16 protein-coding genes and 1 pseudogene are annotated in these 18,675 nt (G+C 71.5%); 12 read left to right on the plus strand and 5 right to left on the minus strand.

What is annotated here, in order from left to right:
* The first annotated feature begins 135 nt into the window (after window positions 1-135).
* The gene (locus KGS77_RS24450) at window positions 136-963 is read left to right on the plus strand and encodes a helix-turn-helix transcriptional regulator (protein ID WP_242587665.1); all 828 of its coding nucleotides are present in this window, start codon (window positions 136-138) and stop codon (window positions 961-963) included.
* Between the two features lie 9 nt (window positions 964-972).
* Complete coding sequence (locus KGS77_RS24455) at window positions 973-1,347, plus strand: cytidine deaminase (RefSeq protein ID WP_242585115.1); 375 nt, start codon at window positions 973-975, stop codon at window positions 1,345-1,347.
* Window positions 1,348-1,552: 205 nt separating this feature from the next.
* Here the strand turns inward: KGS77_RS24455 and KGS77_RS24460 are convergent, their stop codons facing one another.
* Complete coding sequence (locus tag KGS77_RS24460) at window positions 1,553-2,350, minus strand: hypothetical protein (protein ID WP_242585116.1); 798 nt, start codon at window positions 2,348-2,350, stop codon at window positions 1,553-1,555.
* Window positions 2,351-2,545: 195 nt separating this feature from the next.
* Between KGS77_RS24460 and era the strand changes: the two genes are divergently transcribed.
* The 3 genes from era to KGS77_RS34690 all read left to right on the plus strand — a co-directional run bounded on the left by era (window position 2,546) and on the right by KGS77_RS34690 (window position 6,038).
* Window positions 2,546-3,484: a GTPase Era gene (gene era, locus KGS77_RS24465; RefSeq protein ID WP_242585117.1), complete on the plus strand. Its 939-nt coding sequence runs from the start codon at window positions 2,546-2,548 to the stop codon at window positions 3,482-3,484.
* Between the two features lie 527 nt (window positions 3,485-4,011).
* A complete protein-coding gene (locus tag KGS77_RS24470; protein WP_242585118.1) occupies window positions 4,012-4,575 on the plus strand; it encodes a helix-turn-helix domain-containing protein in 564 nt (187 codons plus the stop codon).
* 80 nt (window positions 4,576-4,655) lie between these two features.
* Window positions 4,656-6,038, plus strand: coding sequence for a prolyl oligopeptidase family serine peptidase (locus tag KGS77_RS34690; RefSeq protein ID WP_277994263.1), 1,383 nt, complete (start codon window positions 4,656-4,658; stop codon window positions 6,036-6,038).
* A 107-nt stretch (window positions 6,039-6,145) separates the two neighbouring features.
* Here the strand turns inward: KGS77_RS34690 and KGS77_RS24480 are convergent, their stop codons facing one another.
* The 4 genes from KGS77_RS24480 to KGS77_RS24495 form a co-directional block, all read right to left on the minus strand.
* On the minus strand, window positions 6,146-7,405 hold the full coding sequence (locus KGS77_RS24480; protein ID WP_242585119.1) for an MFS transporter: 1,260 nt from the start codon (window positions 7,403-7,405) through the stop codon (window positions 6,146-6,148).
* Entirely contained in the window at window positions 7,402-8,787 is a 1,386-nt protein-coding gene (locus KGS77_RS24485) for a GH1 family beta-glucosidase (protein ID WP_242585120.1), read from the minus strand. Before KGS77_RS24485 ends, KGS77_RS24480 begins: the two co-directional genes overlap by 4 nt.
* Before the next feature lie 147 nt (window positions 8,788-8,934).
* Window positions 8,935-9,201 (minus strand): protealysin inhibitor emfourin, encoded by a 267-nt coding sequence (locus tag KGS77_RS24490; RefSeq protein WP_242585121.1) that lies wholly within the window; start codon window positions 9,199-9,201, stop codon window positions 8,935-8,937.
* Between the two features lie 97 nt (window positions 9,202-9,298).
* Window positions 9,299-10,366 (minus strand): M4 family metallopeptidase, encoded by a 1,068-nt coding sequence (locus KGS77_RS24495; protein WP_242585122.1) that lies wholly within the window; start codon window positions 10,364-10,366, stop codon window positions 9,299-9,301.
* Window positions 10,367-10,846: 480 nt separating this feature from the next.
* Between KGS77_RS24495 and leuA the strand changes: the two are divergent.
* From leuA to KGS77_RS24530, 7 genes and pseudogenes are all read left to right on the plus strand, one after another.
* A pseudogene (leuA, locus tag KGS77_RS24500) lies at window positions 10,847-12,537 on the plus strand (2-isopropylmalate synthase).
* Between the two features lie 355 nt (window positions 12,538-12,892).
* Complete coding sequence (locus KGS77_RS24505) at window positions 12,893-13,636, plus strand: TerB family tellurite resistance protein (protein ID WP_242587666.1); 744 nt, start codon at window positions 12,893-12,895, stop codon at window positions 13,634-13,636.
* Between the two features lie 234 nt (window positions 13,637-13,870).
* Window positions 13,871-14,617 (plus strand): DNA repair protein RecO, encoded by a 747-nt coding sequence (gene recO / locus KGS77_RS24510; protein ID WP_242585123.1) that lies wholly within the window; start codon window positions 13,871-13,873, stop codon window positions 14,615-14,617.
* A 92-nt stretch (window positions 14,618-14,709) separates the two neighbouring features.
* Entirely contained in the window at window positions 14,710-15,546 is an 837-nt protein-coding gene (locus KGS77_RS24515; RefSeq protein ID WP_242585124.1) for an isoprenyl transferase, read from the plus strand.
* 352 nt (window positions 15,547-15,898) lie between these two features.
* Entirely contained in the window at window positions 15,899-16,618 is a 720-nt protein-coding gene (locus KGS77_RS24520) for an ABC transporter ATP-binding protein (protein ID WP_242585125.1), read from the plus strand.
* Between the two features lie 5 nt (window positions 16,619-16,623).
* Window positions 16,624-16,932: a hypothetical protein gene (locus KGS77_RS24525; RefSeq protein WP_242585126.1), complete on the plus strand. Its 309-nt coding sequence runs from the start codon at window positions 16,624-16,626 to the stop codon at window positions 16,930-16,932.
* Window positions 16,920-18,572: an ABC transporter permease gene (locus KGS77_RS24530; protein ID WP_242585127.1), complete on the plus strand. Its 1,653-nt coding sequence runs from the start codon at window positions 16,920-16,922 to the stop codon at window positions 18,570-18,572. The genes KGS77_RS24525 and KGS77_RS24530 overlap by 13 nt, the downstream gene beginning before the upstream one ends.
* Window positions 18,573-18,675 lie beyond the last annotated feature (103 nt).

An 18,675-nucleotide genomic window follows, 5' to 3' on the forward strand; every position in this document is an offset into this window, starting at 1 on the left:
ACAGCCGCCACCGGTCCGGGGCCGGCGGCCGGTCCGGGGCCGGCCACCGGAGCGGGAGCCGCCGGTTCCGGTGCCGCTGCCGGTATCGGTGCCGGTGCCGATGTGCGCCGGCGGCAGGAACTGCGCGACTTCCTGATGAGCCGCCGGGCGCGGGTCAGCCCGGCCGAGGCGGGGCTGCCGGACGGCGGCCGGCGCCGTACGCCGGGGCTGCGCCGCGAGGAGGTCGCGGTGCTCGCCGGTGTCGGTGCCTCGTGGTACCAGTGGCTGGAGCAGGGGCGGAACATCACCGTCTCGCCGCAGGTCCTCGACTCCGTGGCGCGGGTGCTCAGGCTGGACGGCGCCGAGCGGCGTCATCTGTACGTCCTGGCGGGTCTGAACCCGCCGCTGCCGCAGGGGCCGGACAGCGGCACCGGTGTCGGTGACGGCCTTCAGCGGCTGATCGACGCGTGGATGCCCTTCCCGGCGCACATCATGGACCCCTACTGGAACACCATCGCCTACAACGACGCCTCGCACCTGGTCCTGGGGCACGGTCAGGAGGGGGTCTCGCTCAACTGCATGATCGCCTTCTTCACCGACCGGGTCTACCGTGCCCGGGCCAGGAACTGGGCCCGCAACGCCCCGGCCGTCGTCGCGCAGTTCCGCGCGGCGTGTTCGGAGCGGCCCGGTGACGAGGGGTACGAGGAGGTCGTACGGGCGGCGTCGCAGGCCAGTCAGGAGTTCGCGGAGCTGTGGGCGCTGGGTGACGTACAAGACGGCGGGCAGATCCAGAAGGAGATCGAGCATCCGCTGGTCGGGGCGCTGTACTTCGAGAGCACGCAACTGCGGGTGCCGGCGCGTCCGGATCTGACCGTGGTGCTGCACAATCCGCAGCCGGCGACGGATACCGCCGCGAAGCTGGAGTGGCTCACCTCGCCGGAGGGCCGGCGGGGCGGGATGTACTCGGTCGCGCTGTCGGGATGAGGCCCGCATATGCTCGCCCGTATGAGCGAAGCCGCACCGCTGGACCCGGAAGACCGGAAGATCATCACCCTCGCCCGCTCCGCGCGCGCCCGTAACGGCGTGCCCGAGGGCGCGGCCGTACGCGACGAGACCGGACGTACCTACGTCGCCGGTACCGTCGCGCTGGACTCGCTGAAGCTCAGCGCCCTGCAGACCGCCGTCGCGATGGCCGTGGCCAGTGGTGCGCGGTCCCTGGAGGCGGCGGCCGTGGTGACCGGGGCCGAGGAGGTGTCCGGGGCGGACCGCGCGGCCGTGGGCGACCTCGGGGGCCCGGGGACGCCGGTCCTGCTGGCCGGTCCCGACGGGACGCTGCGTGCCACCGTCCGGGCGGGCGCGGACGCATAGCGGTCCCCCAGGCGAGTCGCCCCGTGGGCGCCGGCCCTGGTCGGGTGATCCGGTGCTCACGGGGCGTTCATGGTTCGCCGTGTCGCTTTGTCGCTGAAGCGACAGGCGCTACAGCGCGGCGGCTGTTGCCTCGGATGTGACATCGAGTGCTGTCACGTCGCCTGCCGCTGCATCGGCGGTCGCTATGTCGCTACAGCGACACACGTCACCGTACGTCGACGAAGTCCTCCTTGCCGACGCCCACGAAGTGCTTGCCGTCGGGGTAGAAGAAGACCGGCAGCCAGGTGCCGTCCACGTCGGCCGTGAAGCTCTTGCGGAACGTGCCGTTGGCGCCGGTCCGCACCTCACCGCGCAGGTACCACTTGCGGTCGCCCTTGGGGCGGAAGAGGATCTGCACCTTCTGCTTGCCGTACGCCTTCCAGCCGGCGGTCTTGTGCTGGAGGGTGCCGGTGACCGTGAGCTTGTGGCCCCTGCGGACCGGTTCGGGCCCGGCGTCGAAGCCGGAGATGCGGGTCTCGGTGCGCTGCTCCTTGAGGATCTTGCTCACCGAGCCGCGGATCTTGGAGGTGCCCTGGTAGACCGCGGCGTAGAAGCCCTTGGCCGGCGCGTTGAAGCTCGTGGAGAAGTGGCCGCCGCGGACGGCGACCGTCTTGGCCCGGTACCAGTTGTTACGGCCGTTCGCCGACCAGGCGATGATCACCTTGGGCGCGCGGTCCTTGGTGCCGCGGAACTTCAGGTCGCCCTTGGCGGTCAGTACCGCGAACTTGTTCAGCGAGGTGTCGAAGCGGCTGATGGAGCTGGTGCCGGTGAAACGGGCGGCAGCCGCGGCCCGTACGGCGACGGGCCTGCCGGCCTCGGCGGCCTTGATCGCCTGGTCCGCCGAGGCGTTGCCGGCGAGCGGGTCGGCCGTGGCGGCGGCGGTCCGCTCGACGGCCGGCGCGGACACGGTGACCGCCGCCGGGCCGGACCCGGCCGCCTGCGCCGCGGTGGCGGGCACAGCCATGACGCCCAGTGCGACTGGGGTGCACAGGGCGAGGGAAAGGATGCGCTTCAAGATCGTCCCCCCGGACGTGAATAAGGGGCGCGCGGAAAGCGCCGCGCGCCGATGTCCGCATCATATGGTGCGGCAGTGACAGAGATGACGTGAGTTGTTCCTGAGTGGTCGGTGTCGTCCCGGGGATCGGGGACAATGGGCGCCATGAGCGTTCGTACAGACTCCTCCGCCCCGCACCGCGCCGGCTTCGCGTGCTTCGTCGGCCGCCCGAACGCGGGCAAGTCCACCCTGACGAACGCTCTCGTCGGCACGAAGGTGGCCATCACCTCCAACCGCCCGCAGACCACCCGCCACACCGTGCGCGGCATCGTCCACCGCCCCGACGCCCAGCTCGTCCTGGTCGACACGCCGGGTCTGCACAAGCCCCGTACGCTGCTCGGTGAGCGCCTCAACGACGTCGTACGGACCACCTGGTCCGAGGTCGACGTCATCGGCTTCTGCCTGCCCGCCGACCAGAAGCTCGGCCCCGGCGACCGCTTCATCGCCACCGAACTGGCCGGCATCAAGAAGACCCCCAAGGTCGCCGTCGTCACCAAGACCGACCTGGTCGACTCCAAGACGCTGGCCGCCCAGCTCATCGCCGTGGACCAGCTCGGCAAGGACCTGGGCATCGAATGGGCCCAGATCGTCCCGGTCTCGGCCGTCGGCGACCGCCAGGTCTCGCTCCTGGCCGATCTGCTCGTGCCGCTGCTGCCCGAGAGCCCGCCGCTGTACCCGGAGGGCGACCTCACCGACGAGCCCGAGCAGGTCATGGTCGCCGAGCTGATCCGTGAGGCCGCGCTCGAAGGCGTACGGGACGAGCTGCCGCACTCCATCGCCGTGGTCGTCGAGGAGATGCTGCCGCGCGAGGACCGCCCGGCCGACAAGCCGCTGCTGGACATCCACGCCAACGTCTACATCGAGCGCCCCAGCCAGAAGGGCATCATCATCGGCCCCAAGGGCAAGCGCCTGAAGGACGTCGGAATGAAGTCCCGCAAGCAGATCGAGGCGCTGCTCGGCACGCCGGTCTTCCTGGACCTGCACGTCAAGGTCGCCAAGGACTGGCAGCGCGACCCCAAGCAGCTCCGCAAGCTGGGGTTCTAGGAAGCTCCTGAGCTGTCTCCGCCTGTGATCAGCCGGCTTGCCGAAGGCTGCCGGCTGCTGGTCCAGATGGCCGCTGCGCGCGGACGGGGTCCGGCGAGGCAGCTCTCGCGGAGTGCTGCGAGGTGGCTCCCGGGCGTCTTGCCGTAGCGCATGGCGATGCGCCTCCAGTCCTTCACCCTCCAGTCCTTCATCCTGTTGATGGCCCGCTCTGCCGTGGCGTGATCACGGGAGAGACATGGTGCGATCACGGGAGGGACCGCATCGCGTATGACAGGCGACAGGCGACAGGCCGACTGCCCCGGCCGCCTTTCTTCCTGCGGCTGGCGGCCCGGTCCTTCTTCCGCGCAATGACCGCCTGGTCCAGCAGGGCCAGAAGGGCGCCCGCGACATGCCATCGCCATCTTCGGCCTTGGTCCCGGCGAAGTCGGCCCTCTTGGTGAAACGTACGGAGAGGTGGTGGTCCGGTCCGCATCCGAGAGTTGCAAGGACCCCTTGCAAACGCCCTTTGCAACTTATAGCCTTCCGGCATGGCCGACCAACCGCCCGCTCAAGAGATCACCGATGTCGAGGCGCTGCGCGCTTTCGCGCACCCGATGCGGCAGAAGATCGAGCAGTGCCTGCGCCGAGGGCCGGCCAACTCCGCCGCACTGGCACGCGAGTTGGGTGAAAGCACGGGGCTGGTCAGCTACCACCTGCGGCAGTTGGCCAAGCACGGCTTCGTCGAGGAGGTCCCGGAGCTGGCGAAGGGGCGGGAGCGGTGGTGGCGGACGGTGCCGGGGGACCGGCGGATCCCGCCGTACAGCCGGCAGCCGCCGCAGTTGCGCGAGGCACTGACCGAGATGCACCGGCTCAGCCTGGCCGAACTGATCGACTCCGCCCGGCGGTTCGAGGAGGCGCGCGACACCCTTGGGCCCTGGGCCGACGCGGCGCTCTTTTCGCGCGCCACGCTGCGGGTCGAGCCCGCCCGGCTCCGTGCGTTCTTCGAGGAATACATCGAACTCCTGCACCGGTACTCGGCCCCGGAGTCGGAGGACGCGCCCGAGGCGCGGCCCGTACTCATCCGACTGCTCGCCATTCCCGACACCGACTGACCGTGCGGTCCGACCGACAACGAAGGGGAACGCACGCCGTGCTGCTCTCGGCTACGTCCGCATCACTGATACGCGCCACAGTGGCTGTTCTGTCCGGGTTGCTGACCGGCGCCCTCCTCCTGCTGACCGCGCCGATGGCGCACGCCGAGGGGGACGGGCTGGTTCGCCAGGAGGTCACCTTCCGGGGCGGCCGGGGACTCGTCCTGCACGGCACCGTCCTGAGCAACAACGGACCGCCCGGCGCGAAACCCGGCATCGTACTCGTCGGCGGCTCAGGCTCCGGTCCCCGGGAGGAGTACCGGCAGGAGGCCGAGGCGTTCGCCCGGGCCGGGATCACCACGCTCGTCTACGACAAGCGGACCATCGGCTACTCCCTGCTCCACCGGGACTTCGGCCTGCTGGCCGACGACGCGGTTGCCGGGGTACGGCTGTTGCAGTCCAGGAGCGGGGTGAACCCACGTCAGGTCGGGCTGTGGGGGTTCAGCGAGGGCGGCTGGGTGGCGCCGCTGGCCGCAGCGCGCTCCACCGACGTCGCGTTCGTCGTCACCATCGGCGGCTCCGGCTACGACCCGCTGCGTACGCAGACCTGGAACCTCGCCACGCATCTGCGCCACCAAGGGGTGGGCGCACCGTTCCGTCGCACCGTGGCCGGCCCCGCCGCCCAGTTCGTGGCCTCCACCGGCCGGTTCCCCGCGGCCGGCTACGACCCCTTGCCGGCGCTGGAGCGGCTCCACCGGACGCCGGTGCTGGCGCTGTGGGGCGATCACGACACGCAGGTGCCGCCGCAGGAGAGCGCACAGGTCTTCCGCGAGGCCCTGGCCCGTGCGGGCAACCGGCACGCCGTCATCGGCTTCGTCGCCGGCGGTGCGCACAACGGGCACCGCACCTCGGACGGGTTCGACCGGATCGGCGGCCCGCCCTTCCACGGCAAGAAGCTGGGGGAGCTGGCCCCAGGCTATGCGCAGACCATGACCTCATGGGTACGGGCGGTGGCCGCCGGCCACCCACCGGCGTCGAGCGCCGCCGCCGCCCCCGGGCAGGCCCTTGCCACCACCCCCGTACCGGGCCACACCTGGTATGCCTGGCTCGCCCCCGCGCTGCTGCTCCTGGGCTTCGCCGCCTATCCGGTGAGTGCCCTCCTGCGCCGGGGCCCCGTCCTGCGCCCGGTGCGGTGGCTGGCCGGGCTCGGCCTGCTGGCGGTCGTGGCGACGGTGGCCTGCTCGATCGCCGTCTTCGTGGCGGGAGACGGTGTGGCGGCGCCCGTTGTGTGGGGCCGTCCGGCTCTGTGGCTGGTGGCGCAGGGGCTTGCCGTCGCCGTGCTGGTGTCCGCCTGTCTCTCGGCAGTCGCACTCCGGCGCCGACCGCTGACCTGGAACCGGGCGGCCTGGCTGCGCCTGGCCCCGGTCGGGCTGGCCGCGGTCGGGTTCCTTCCGTGGGCGGTGTGGTGGGGTCTCGCCGCGTGAGGACCATCGTCCTGCTGCGGCTGACTCCAGCAGCCCGCTGAATCGTTGATTGCGGCTGAAGACAGCCCCTTGGGGCTTGACGGTACCCGGTCACCGCCGCGCGCGGGTTACGCCACCGAGCGGATCCGCCGCACCAGCAGCGCCCCCGCCAGCCCCACTCCCGCCGCGACCAGGTAGAGCACCGGATAGCCGCCCAGGTACGTCACGACCGGGGCGGCCAGCGCCGGGGCGGCCACCTGGGGCAGCGAGTTGGCGATGTTGATGACGCCGAGGTCCCTGCCCCGGTGGGCGGCGGCCGGCAGTACGTCCGTCATCAGCGCGAAGTCCACGGACGTGAAGACGCCGAAGCCGATGCCCAGCAGTGCCGCCGCGACCAGGGCCCCGGCCCAGGTCTGCCATACGGCGAGCAGCGCGGTGGCCACCGCCATGATCACCCCCGCCGCCAGCACGAACGGCTTGCGGCGGCCGGTGCGGTCCGACCAGATCCCGCCGATCACGACGGTGGTGAGCAGCATGACGCCGTTGACGGCGGTGAGCACCAGCACGCCGTCCTGCGGACGCGGCCGGTGCAGCGCGTCGCGCAGGTAATACAGCAGGTACAGCAGGGCGATCGCGTTGCCGAGGTTGACCAGGAAGCGGGTCAGCCAGGCCCATCCGAGGTCGGGGTGGCGGCGCGGGCTGATCCAGAACCCGGCGAGGAAGGACCGCCAGGCGAACGGCGGCCGGTCACCGCGTCCGGTCTTCAGGTCGCGGTGCAGCACGACGTACGGAAGCGAGCCCAGCACCGTGAAGACGGCACAGGCCGCGTAGCCCGCCGCGATGCCGCCGGCCGCCGACGCCAGGCCCGTACCGGCGGCCACGCCCAGGAACTGCGCCGCGCCCAGCCAGCCGCCGACCGCGCCGCGCTGGAGGTGCGGCACGCGGTCGGGAACGGCCGCGGTGATCGCGGCGAACGCGGCGTTCAGGCACAGTTGCACCAGGCACCAGCAAGCCGCCATGGCCAGGACGCCACGGGCGGCGGCCAGCAGGCACAGCGCCGCGCCGCCGCCCAGGACACCGGCCGCGATCCACGGCGTACGGCGCCCCCAGCGCGACGCCGTACGGTCCGACAGCGCGCCGAAGAGCGGGTTGGCGAGGAGGGAGACCACGGCGCCCAGCCCGGTGACCCAGGCCAGCACCGACTCCTTGGAGACGCCGGGCGGCGCCAGCTCGGCGGCCTGGAGCGCCAGCAGGATCTGGAGCGGCCCGTACCAGCCGGCCCATATGGCCCCGTTCGCCAGACAGAGCGAGGCGATCCAGCCGCGGCCGGCCCGCTCGGCCGGCTCGGTGAGGGCCCCGGGCGTCTCCGCGGCCCCCGCGGTGGTCACCGCTGGGCCCGCAGTACGTCCCGCAGCCAGTGGTACGAAGCCTTCGGCGTCCGCGCCAGCGTCCCGTAGTCGACGTGCACCAGCCCGAACCGCCGGGCGTAGCCCTCGGCCCACTCGAAGTTGTCCAGCAGCGACCAGACGAAATAGCCGCGTACGTCCACCCCGGCGCCGATCGCCTCGTGCAGGGCCCGCAGGTGCGCGTCCAGGAAGTCGATCCGCTCCTGGTCCTGGATGCCGTCGTACGCGCAGCCGTTCTCGGTGATGACCAGCGGCGGCAGGCCGGCGCCGTACCGGTCGCGAAAGCCGGTGAGCAGCTCGGTCAGTGCCGCCGGGACCACCGGCCAGCCGAAGTCCGTGCGCGGATATCCCTCGATCTCCCGGGGGGCGAACGGCAGGCCCGGCGGCAGTTCGATTCCCGCGAAGCCGGCCGGCCCGTCCGCCTGCGGGTCCGGCGCGCCGACCATCGTCGGCTGGTAGTAGTTGATCCCGTACCAGTCCAGGGGCTCGCTGATCACCTTCAGGTCCTCGGCGACCGCCGCCGGGTCCGGGAGCAGCGCCGCGAGGTCCTCCGGGTAGCGGCCGAGCAGCAGCGGATCTGCGAAGAATCGATTCAGCAGCAGATCGTAGAGATCCGCGGCCCTCCGGTCGGCCTCGGAGTCCGACGCGGCCCACGTCGGCCCGTGCGAATTGGCGATACCGATCTCACGCGCCCCGCCCGCCCGCAGTGCCTGTACGGCCAGCCCGTGCCCCAGCAACTGGTGGTGCGCCGCCGCCAGCGCCTCGAACCCCAGCCGCTTCCCGGGCGCGTGCTGCCCCAGCCCGTACCCCAGCAGCGTCAGTTCCGCGGGCTCGTTGAGCGTGATCCACCGCTTCACCCGGTCCCCGATCCGGTCCGCCACCACCTCCGCGTACGCCGCGAAGCGCCGGGCGGTCTCCCGTACGAGCCAGCCGCCCGCCTCCTCGACCCGCGCCGGGGTGTCCCAGTGGAAGAGCGTCGGCACGGGCCGTACGCCCGCCGCGCACAACTCGTCCACCAGCCGGTCGTAGAAATCCAGCCCCGCCGTGTTGACCCGCGGACCACCGTCCGGCATCACCCGCGGCCAGGCGACGGAGAATCGATACGCCCCGACGCCCAGCTCCTTGATCAGCGCCACGTCCTGCCGGTAGCGGTGATAGTGACCGGTCGCCACCCGGGCGTCCGACCCGTCCTTGACCCGCCCCTCCTCCTCCACGAACACGTCCCATGAGGACCGCCCCCGCCCGTCCTCCTCCACCGCCCCCTCGATCTGGAACGCGGAGGTCGACACCCCCCACAGGAACCCTTGGGGAAAACGCGGCAACGGACGCGAGGAGGACCCGGACGACACGAACGAGGAGTTCATGCGCCGGATCCTGGGACCGCCACGTACCGGTGTCAAGAGACGTGCGGCGTGGTGCTGTTGCCGCGCGTCTCAGGTTCCATGTCTCTCAGGTCTCTTGTCTATCAGGTCCCTTTTGTCGCAGTCGCTTCTGGCGAAGACTCTTTTGCCTCAGGTTCCTTCTTTCAGTACGCGGGTGATCAGCTTGCGCTGTTCGTCGGTGAGGCGGGGGTCGGAGCAGTAGACGGTGCGGCCGTCGATGGTGAGCTGGTAGCTGAAGCCGTCGGGTACGCCTATGGGCGGGGTGCCCCGGCCGGCGGCCAGCGCCTGCTCGGCCAGGGCGTTCCACTCCTGGGCGTCGGGGCGCCCCGAGGTGTCCACCTCGGCATAGCGCTCGATGCCGGCGAAGCCGCCCGTGCGTCGAACCTGGATTCGCATAAGAGGCTTCCTACCCCGGGAAGGCGGGGTTACGTAACCGGAGGGCGGTGGATCGGTGCGCCCGGCCCGGTCCACCGGTCCGGTCCGCCTGTCCGGTTCACTTGGTGGGGACGCCGACCTGGGACCAAGACTTGAGCAGGGACTGGTGCTCGTCGCCGTCGCCGTAGCGGGTGTGCGCGGCGGCGACAGTGAGCTTGGCGAAGTCGGCGAACTGGGCGTCGGAGGCCAGGTTCCCGCCGGTCAGGACGTCGTACCAGATCTGGCCCGCGCGCTCCCACGCGTTGCCGCCCAGGGCGTCGGCGAACAGGTAGAAGGCGTGGTTGGGGATGCCCGAGTTGATGTGCACGCCGCCGTTGTCGCGGGAGGTCTTGACGTAGTCGTCCATCGTCGCGGGCTGCGGGTCCTTGCCCAGGACGTCGTCGTCGTACGCGGTTCCCGGGGCCTTCATGGAGCGCAGGGCCTCGCCGGTGACGTTGGGTCCCAGCAGGCCGGCGCCGATGAGCCAGTCGGCCTGGGAGGTGGACTGGCTCAGCGCGTACTGCTTGATCAGCGAGCCGAAGACGTCCGACATGGACTCGTTGAGCGCGCCGGACTGGCCGAAGTACTCCAGGTTGGCGGTGTACTGGGTCACGCCGTGGGTCAGTTCGTGGCCGATGACGTCGACGGGGATGGTGAAGTCCAGGAACAGGTCGTTGTCGCCGTCGCCGAAGACCATCTGCTGTCCGTCCCAGAAGGCGTTGTCGTACTTCTCGCCGTAGTGGACGGTGGCGTTCAGCGCGAGGCCGGAGTCGTCGATGGAGTGCCGGCCGTAGATCTTCAGGTACAGCTCGAAGGTCGCCCCGAGGCCGGCGTGCGCGCGGTTGACCGACGCGTCCTTGGAGGGCTTGTCGGCCTCGGAGTGCACCTTCTTGCCCGGCAGGGTCTCCTGGTGGCGGGCGTCGTAGATGGTGCGGTCGGGCTTGTCCGACGGGGCGCCGGGCGCGGCGGGGGCGATGCCGCGGACGGTGGTGATACGGCGCCGGGTGCGCTGGAGGGCGTCGTGCTCCAGGGTGCGGCGGGCGTTGTCGGACAGGCGGGGGTCCTCGGCGCGGGCGAGCTTGTCGAGGACGTGCGGAGGCACGATGGTGCAGAAGACCGGGTTGACCGGATTGGCGTTGGCGTCCATGCACGGCAATGTGGCACTGGGTCACCGTCATGTCACTCCCTGGCGTCAAGATTCCTGAAATCGTGTGGTTGCCCGCGCTTCGTCCTGACGGCCAGGCGATCCCGCATACTGATACGGGACCGCCGATCGTCGTACACCTCGGCTAGGGTGCTGTGCATCATGCGTTACGGGCTGCTTCTCCTTAGCTGCCGCGGCGAGGGTCTGTAAGTCGACAGGCCGACCCCTCCCCGCGGAGTTCGGTGTTGCGGTGATTCCGCCCCGTCGGCCTTCCCCGAGCTCTCATGGAGCAGGGGATCCCTTGCGGACACACGAGGAGCACCGCGTCCCATGACGAATCCGCCGAATCCCTCGAACGCGTCTAAGCCCCACCAGTCCCCGCAGTCGCAGCAGCCTCCGCAGTTCACCCTGAGCCCGCCGGAGCACTCGGTGGGCCGTCCCACCCCGCTCACCAACGCCACGGTCACCCAGAAGCCCTCCGGGATGCCCGTCCACAAGTACGGCCCGTACGAAGCCGTGCACCTGCCCGACCGGACCTGGCCCGAGCGGCGCATCACCAAGGCCCCGCGCTGGCTGTCCACCGACCTGCGCGACGGCAACCAGGCCCTGATCGACCCCATGTCGCCCGCCCGCAAGCGCGAGATGTTCGACCTGCTGGTGAAGATGGGCTACAAGGAGATCGAGGTCGGCTTCCCCTCCTCCGGCGCCACCGACTTCGACTTCGTACGGTCCATCATCGAACAGGGCGCGATCCCTGAGGACGTGACGATCTCCGTCCTGACCCAGGCGCGCGAGGAGCTGATAGAGCGCACCGTGGAGTCGCTGGTCGGCGCCCACAAGGCCACCGTCCACCTCTACAACGCCACCGCCCCGGTCTTCCGGCGCGTGGTCTTCCGCGGCTCACGCGAACAGGTCCGGCAGATCGCCGTGGACGGCACCCGGCTGGTGATGGAGTACGCGGACAAGCTGCTGGGCCCCGAGACCGTCTTCGGCTACCAGTACAGCCCCGAGATCTTCACCGACACCGAGCTGGACTTCGCGCTGGAGGTCTGCGAGAGCGTGATGGACGTCTGGCAGCCGGAGGACGGCCGCGAGATCATCCTGAACCTGCCCGCCACCGTCGAGCGCTCCACGCCCTCCACCCACGCCGACCGCTTCGAGTGGATGTCGCGCAACCTGTCCCGCCGCGAGCACATCTGCCTGTCCGTACACCCGCACAACGACCGCGGTACCGCGGTGGCCGCCGCCGAGCTGGCGCTGATGGCCGGCGCCGACCGTATCGAGGGCTGTCTGTTCGGCCAGGGCGAGCGGACCGGCAACGTCGACCTGGTGACGCTGGGCATGAACCTGTTCTCCCAGGGAGTGGACCCGCAGATCGACTTCTCGCAGATCGACGAGATCCGCCGTACGAGCGAGTACTGCAACCAGATGGAGGTCCACCCGCGCCACCCCTACGCGGGCGACCTGGTCTACACCGCCTTCTCCGGCTCCCACCAGGACGCCATCAAGAAGGGCTTCGACGCCATGGAGGCCGCGGCGGCAGCGGCCGGCAAGACCGTGGACGAGATCGAGTGGGCGGTGCCGTACCTGCCCATCGACCCCAAGGACGTCGGCCGCTCCTACGAGGCCGTCATCCGGGTCAACTCCCAGTCCGGCAAGGGCGGCATCGCCTACGTCCTGAAGAACGACCACAAGCTGGACCTGCCGCGCCGGATGCAGATCGAGTTCTCCCGCACCATCCAGGAGAAGACCGACGCCGAGGGCGGCGAGGTCACCCCGGCCGACATCTGGGCCGTCTTCCAGGACGAGTACCTGCCCACCCCGAGAACGCCTGGGGCCGGATCGCGCTGCGCACCGCCCAGACCTCGACCACCAGCCAGGGCATGGACGCGCTCACCGTCGAGGCGGTCGTGGACGGCGTGGACACGGTCCTGACGGGCAGCGGAAACGGTCCTCTGGCGGCGTTCATCGACTCGCTGGCCGCGGTGGACGTGGACGTACGGGTGCTGGACTACAGCGAGCACACCCTGAGCGAGGGCGCCGGCGCGCAGGCCGCCGCGTACGTCGAGTGCGCGGTGGGGGACCGGGTGATGTGGGGCGTGGGCATCGACGCGAACATCGTCCGCGCCTCCATCAAGGCCGTCGTCTCCGCGGTCAACCGCGCCGGCCGCTGAGCCGGCTCAGGCGTCGGGGATCCGGCATCCGGATGCCGGTCAGCCGCCCGGCCACGGCCGCCGGCTGCTGTTTCGCGACCGCCGACCGCCGACCGCCGGCCCGGCCCCGGATACCGGTCCGGGCGTCGGCCGGGGCCGGCCGGGCGTCCGTTCGGGTGTTCTCCGCGTCCCGCCCGTCAGCCCCGGACGGGCGGGACGCCCGTGCGCGCGGCGGCCTCCCACGGCCCTCCCGTCCGTCCCGGGCTACTGACGCCGCGTCGAGGATGTGGCTAACATCACGTCAACGCGGCTGGGAGGGCGCGGGGGTGCCTCCCGTCCCCGAAGGGCTACGCGGGAGTTACGGAGGTTCGACGTGATGCACAAGCTGGCCGTGATGGGTGTGCGTACGTCATGGCGCACCGTCGCCGACGGCGAGTTCTTCTGCCCCGCATGCGGTGGTGACCGCAACTATCAGCGCCGCACCGGCCGCCGCCGCCTCGCCGTCCTCGGTGTCCCGCTGCTGCCGCGCGGCACCGCCGGGCCGGTCGTGGAATGCTCCGCCTGCCGCGGGCACTTCGGCCTGGACGCGCTGGACCACCCCACCACCACCCGTTTCTCCGCGATGCTGCGGGACGCCGTGCACACCGTCACCCTCGCCGTCCTGGCCGCGGGCGGCACCTCCTCCCGCGCGGTCCGTGACGCCGCCGTCCGTGCCGTCCGCGCGGCCGGCTTCACCGAGTGCACCGAAGAGCAGCTCCTGACGCTGCTCGCCGCGCTGGCCGCCGACACCGGCCGGCTGCACGGCACGTACGAGACGGGCGTCTCCCGTACGGCCCCGGGAGGCGCCCGGGACGGCGTAGAGCCCCCGCTGGCCTTCGGCATGGCGGGCCCCAGCGGCACCGCCCTGGCCATAGAGCTGCACGAGGCCCTGGAGCCGCTGGCCCCGCACCTCGCCCCGGTCGGCCGCGAGTCCCTGCTCCTCCAGGGGGCGCGGATCGCGCTCGCCGACGGCCCGTACAGCCCCGCCGAGCGCGAGGCGCTGACAACGGTCGGCGCGGCGCTGCTGCTGTGTCCGGACGACACCGCCCGGCTGCTGGCGGCGGCCCGCACGCCGTCCTGAAGACCCGCGTTCCGGCGTGAAAAGTCCCTGAAAGTGCCTGAAAGCCCCAGGAAGCTCTAGAAAGTCGCTGAACGCCCCGGGAGGCCGGAGGCGTACGCCGGCCAGGGGGTCGACCCGGGACCCGTGCCGTGTCTGTGCCGTACCCGTGCCAGGACCGGTCCCGCGGCGGCCCCGCTGCGGATCCGCGTCCGGCCCGGCGCCGGGTTCGGCGGTGGCGTGGGCGAGAATGGGGCCATGAGTCTGTTCCGTGATGACGGCATCGTGCTGCGCACCCAGAAGCTGGGCGAGGCCGACCGGATCATCACGCTGCTCACCCGCGGGCACGGACGGGTCCGCGCCGTGGCGCGCGGCGTCCGGCGGACCAAATCGAAGTTCGGCGCGCGGCTGGAACCTTTCTCACACGTGGACGTGCAGTTCTTCGCGCGCGGCAGCGAATTGATCGGGCGCGGACTGCCGCTGTGTACGCAAAGTGAGAGCATTGCCGCTTACGGTGGCGGAATCGTCTCCGATTACGCACGGTACACGGCCGGTACGGCCATGCTGGAAACCGCCGAGCGTTTCACCGACCACGAGGGCGAACCCGCCGTACAGCAATATCTGCTGCTGGTCGGCGGACTGCGGACGCTGGCCCGTGGTGAACACGAACCGCATCTGGTCCTGGACGCCTTTCTCTTGCGCTCGCTCGCCGTCAACGGTTATGCCCCGAGTTTCGACGACTGCGCCAAATGCGGCCTGCCCGGGCCCCACCGGTTCTTCTCCGTGGGTTCGGGCGGCGTGGTGTGCGGTGACTGCAGGGTGCCCGGAAGCGTCGTACCCTCCTGTGAGGCCATCGGGCTGCTGGCGGCGCTGCTCTCGGGGGACTGGGCCACGGCCGACGCCTGCGAGGCCCGCCATGTCCGGGAGGGCAGCGGGCTGGTGGCGGCCTATCTGCACTGGCATCTGGAGCGCGGCCTGCGCTCGCTGCGCTATGTAGAGAAGTAGCGAAGTAGACAAATAGAGAAGCAGTGGAACAGGCCGTCTCATAGGACGCCGGGTAGAACCAACCGCTTCATACGACGAGGAGACGTGACCGCATGGCACGACGCGGGATTCTGGGCCGTAACCGGCGTACCTATGAGACGCCCGAGCCGCACCCCTCCGGTGCCCGCCCGCCGAAGATCCCCGGCGAGCTCGTCCCCAACCATGTGGCGGTCGTCATGGACGGCAACGGCCGGTGGGCCAAGGAGCGCGGGCTGCCGCGTACCGAAGGCCACAAGGTCGGTGAGGGCGTCGTCCTGGACGTCCTCAAGGGCTGTATCGAAATGGGCGTCAAAAACCTGTCGCTGTACGCCTTTTCCACCGAGAACTGGAAGCGTTCCCCGGACGAGGTGCGCTTCTTGATGAACTTCAACCGGGATGTCATCCGGCGCCGCCGGGACGAGATGGACGCGCTGGGCATTCGTATCCGCTGGGTCGGCCGGATGCCCAAGCTGTGGAAGTCCGTCGTCCAGGAACTCCAGGTCGCCCAGGAGCAGACCAAGGACAACGACGTCATGACGCTGTATTTCTGCGTCAATTACGGTGGCCGGGCGGAAATCGCGGACGCGGCGGCGGCCATCGCCGCGGACGTACGGGCCGGGAAACTCGACCCGTCGAAGGTGAACGAGAAGACCGTCGCCAAGTACATGTACTACCCGGACATGCCGGACGTGGACCTGTTCGTGCGGCCGTCCGGCGAGCAGCGCACGTCCAACTACCTGATCTGGCAGAGCGCTTACGCCGAGATGGTCTTCCAGGACATCCTGTGGCCGGACTTCGACCGGCGGAACCTGTGGGACGCCTGCTTCGAGTACGCCAAGCGCGACCGCCGCTTCGGCGCCGCGCCGGAAGCCGGCACGGGTACGGGTACGGGAACCGGAAGCGAGAAGTAGGCGCGTGGGGCCGCCCGGCGGCAACGCGCCGGGACCTGCCCAGGAGCACCGAGAAGCACCGCCGGCCGCAGCGCCCGGCGGCCCGACAGCGGAAGAGAGCAACCATGGGGGAGCGTGCCGGGACGGCGGGCCACGGCGGCACGGGCGGACCAGCAGATGAATTGGCCGACCGGTCACCGGGCTGGTCACCGGGCCGGTCACCAGGCGGGACAACGGGCGGGTCACCGGGGGATCAACGGCCGGCGCAGTGGCCGGCGCAACGGCCGGGGTGGCAGCCGCACGGTACCGGGCGCATGGCCTCCCAGAAAACGCCGCCGCGCCCGCGAGCGGCCCCGGCGGGCGCTCCTGGGCGGTGCGCCTGAGCGCGGTCACCAAGATCCACGGCCGGGGCCGGAGCGCGGTGACCGCACTGGACGAGGTCAGCGTCGAGCTCCCGTACGGCACGTTCACCGCCGTCATGGGGCCCTCCGGCTCGGGCAAGAGCACCTTCCTGCACTGCGCCTCCGGCCTGGAGCGCCCCGACCGCGGCATCGTCGAGATCGGCGGCCGGGAACTGGCCGGCCTGAGCGAGACCGCGCTGACCAAGCTGCGCCGGGAGCGCGTCGGCTTCGTCTTCCAGGGCTTCAACCTGCTGCCCGCGCTGACCGCCGAGCAGAACATCACCCTGCCGGTACGGCTGGCGGGCCGCCGGATGCGGCTGGACCGGCCCTGGCTGGACCACCTGATCGACCGTACGGGCCTGGCCGACCGCCGCGGGCACCGGCCCGGCGAACTCTCCGGCGGCCAGCAGCAGCGGGTCGCCATCGCCCGCGCGCTGGTCACCCGCCCCGAGGTGGTCTTCGCCGACGAGCCGACCGGCGCGCTGGACACCACCTCCGGCCGGCGGGTGCTGGAGCTGCTGCGCGGCCTGGTGGACGAGATGGGGCAGACGGTCCTGATGGTCACCCACGACCCGGTGGCCGCCTCCTACGCGGACGCCGTACTGCTGCTCGCCGACGGGCGGATCATCCAGGCGCTCCCGAGGTCCTCCGCCGAGGTCATCGCCGAGCGCATGACCGGACTGGGGGCGTAGAAGCCGTGCTCTTCCCTTTGGCCTGGCAGACCATCAGGGCCCGCCGGGTGACCTTCGCGGGCTCCTTCGTCGCCATGACGTGCGCGCAGACGCTGGTGACCGCCTGCGCGGTGCTGGTGGACGCCGGCGCCCGGGCGAGGCCCGAGCAGGGCGGGGCGGCCCTGCTGAGCTTCATCGTGCCCTTCGGGTTCATCTGTTTGTGCGTGGCGCCCTTCGCCATCGCCGGGACCTTCTCGCTCGCCGTCCAGCAGCGGGTCCGCGAGATCGCGCTGCTGCGGGCGGTGGCCGCCACCCCGGCCAGGTGCGCCGGCTGATCGCGTACGAGGTCCTGGTGGTCACCGTGGTCGCGGCGGTGCCCGGCGCCGGCCTGGGGGCGCTGCTGGCCTTCGGCCTGCTGACCTGGCTGTCCGGCCAAGGTTTCGTCCCCGGTTCGCTGCCGCTGGTTTTTGGACCGGTCAGTGTGCTGATCGCGGTGGCGGTCTGCTGGGTGACCGCCGAGGCCGCGGTGTGGTCCAGCGGCCGGCGGGCGTCGCGGGTACGGGCCCTGCAGGCGCTGGGCGAGGCGGCGGTACCGCGCCGCGCGGTCGGCGTGGTCCGTACGGGCCTGGGCCTGGCGGTGCTGGCCGGTGGCGTCTGGGGACTGGCGGCCCTCAGTGAGGCGCCGGTCGCCGATGCCGCCGGCACGGCAGGGGGCATGGTCATGGTGCTGATGGTGGCCGTGGGCCTGCTCGCCCCCTGGGTCGGGAAGCTGGCGGGCGGCGTCTTCGGAGCGCTGTGCCGGGTGCTGTTCCCGGTGGTGGGCCTGCTGGTGCACACCAACCTCGGCTCCCGGCACCGCCGGCTGGGCGCGGCGGCCACCCCGCTCGCGCTCACCGTCGCCTTCGCCGCCGTCGCCCTGTTCGTCCCGCAGATGAAGTGGGAGGCGCAGCACGGGGACGACCAGCGGCGGGTGGTCGCCGACCGGCTGGTGTGGTCCGCGCGGGACCAGTTGCCGGTCTCCGCCACCCGTACGCTGCGCGGTGTCCCGGGCGCCGGCGCGGCCGTCGGCACGCTGGACACGTACGCCACCGTGTACGCCAAGGGAGCCGGCCCCGACGACCGCAAGGCCACCCCCGTCAACGGGAAGGGCAGGGCCGTGGCGGTCACGGACGGGCCGCTGTCCCAGGTCCTGGACCTGGCGCCGCGCCCCCGGCCGATCGAACGGCTGGGCCGTGACGAGGTGGCGCTGAGCGAGAACGCGGCCCGCCTGGGACACCTGCGGGTCGGCGACAAGGTGTGGCTGCGGATGGAGGACGACCGCGTGGTGAGCGCGCGCCTGGCCGCCGTCTACGCCCGCGCCGCGGGCTTCACGGACCTGCTCCTGCCCCACCGGCTGGCCACCGCCCACACCATGGACGAGCGCCCCGGCCTGGACACGGTGTACGTACGCGCCCGCTTCGGGCAGGAGAAGCGGCTGGCCGAGGGCCTGGCGGCGCTGGCGGCCCGGCACCCGGACTGGCAGGTGCAGGACCGGGCCGGCTACCGGGCGCAGGAGCTGCGGCAGCACCAGGCGTCCATGGCCGCCACCTACCTGCTGCTGGCGGTGATCACCGTCTTCACCTCGATCTCGGTGGTCAACACGCTGGTGATGACGACGATGGAGCGCACCGGCGAGTTCGCCCTTCTCCGGCTGGTCGGCGCCACCCGCCGGCAGGTGGCGCGCATGATGCGGTTGGAGAACGCGGTGACGGTGCTGGCCGCCCTGTTGGTGGGGGCGGCGGTGGGCGGGTCGGTGTTGGCGGTCTTCAGCCGGGCGCTGACCGGCTCGCCGTGGCCGCACCTGCCGGGGGCCGCCACGGCGGTCATCCTGGGCGGCGCGGGCCTGCTCGCGGTGGCGACGGGCGTGCTGACCACGCGTATCGCGCTGCGGCAGCGGCCGACGGGGGCGCTGCGGAGCCCGGAGCAGCACGGTTGAGGGAGCCGGGCCGGTTCGGTCCGGACGTTCCCGTTCCGGGTGGGCGGTACGCGCCGAGGGGGCCGGTCACCCGGCCCCCTCATACGGTGCGCACGGCCTCATG

This window comes from Streptomyces sp. MST-110588, assembly GCF_022695595.1.
GTDB lineage: Bacteria > Actinomycetota > Actinomycetes > Streptomycetales > Streptomycetaceae > Streptomyces.

Coding starts and splice junctions, on each gene's coding strand:
- KGS77_RS24450 (WP_242587665.1), top strand. CDS start 136: ATGAGCCGCCGGGCGCGGGTCAGCCCGGCCGAGGCGGGGCTGCCGGAC.
- KGS77_RS24455 (WP_242585115.1), top strand. CDS start 973: ATGCTCGCCCGTATGAGCGAAGCCGCACCGCTGGACCCGGAAGACCGG.
- KGS77_RS24460 (WP_242585116.1), bottom strand. CDS start 2,350: ATGGCTGTGCCCGCCACCGCGGCGCAGGCGGCCGGGTCCGGCCCGGCG.
- era (WP_242585117.1), top strand. CDS start 2,546: ATGAGCGTTCGTACAGACTCCTCCGCCCCGCACCGCGCCGGCTTCGCG.
- KGS77_RS24470 (WP_242585118.1), top strand. CDS start 4,012: ATGGCCGACCAACCGCCCGCTCAAGAGATCACCGATGTCGAGGCGCTG.
- KGS77_RS24485 (WP_242585120.1), bottom strand. CDS start 8,787: ATGAACTCCTCGTTCGTGTCGTCCGGGTCCTCCTCGCGTCCGTTGCCG.
- KGS77_RS24490 (WP_242585121.1), bottom strand. CDS start 9,201: ATGCGAATCCAGGTTCGACGCACGGGCGGCTTCGCCGGCATCGAGCGC.
- KGS77_RS24495 (WP_242585122.1), bottom strand. CDS start 10,366: ATGGACGCCAACGCCAATCCGGTCAACCCGGTCTTCTGCACCATCGTG.
- KGS77_RS24505 (WP_242587666.1), top strand. CDS start 12,893: ATGCACAAGCTGGCCGTGATGGGTGTGCGTACGTCATGGCGCACCGTC.
- recO (WP_242585123.1), top strand. CDS start 13,871: ATGAGTCTGTTCCGTGATGACGGCATCGTGCTGCGCACCCAGAAGCTG.
- KGS77_RS24515 (WP_242585124.1), top strand. CDS start 14,710: ATGGCACGACGCGGGATTCTGGGCCGTAACCGGCGTACCTATGAGACG.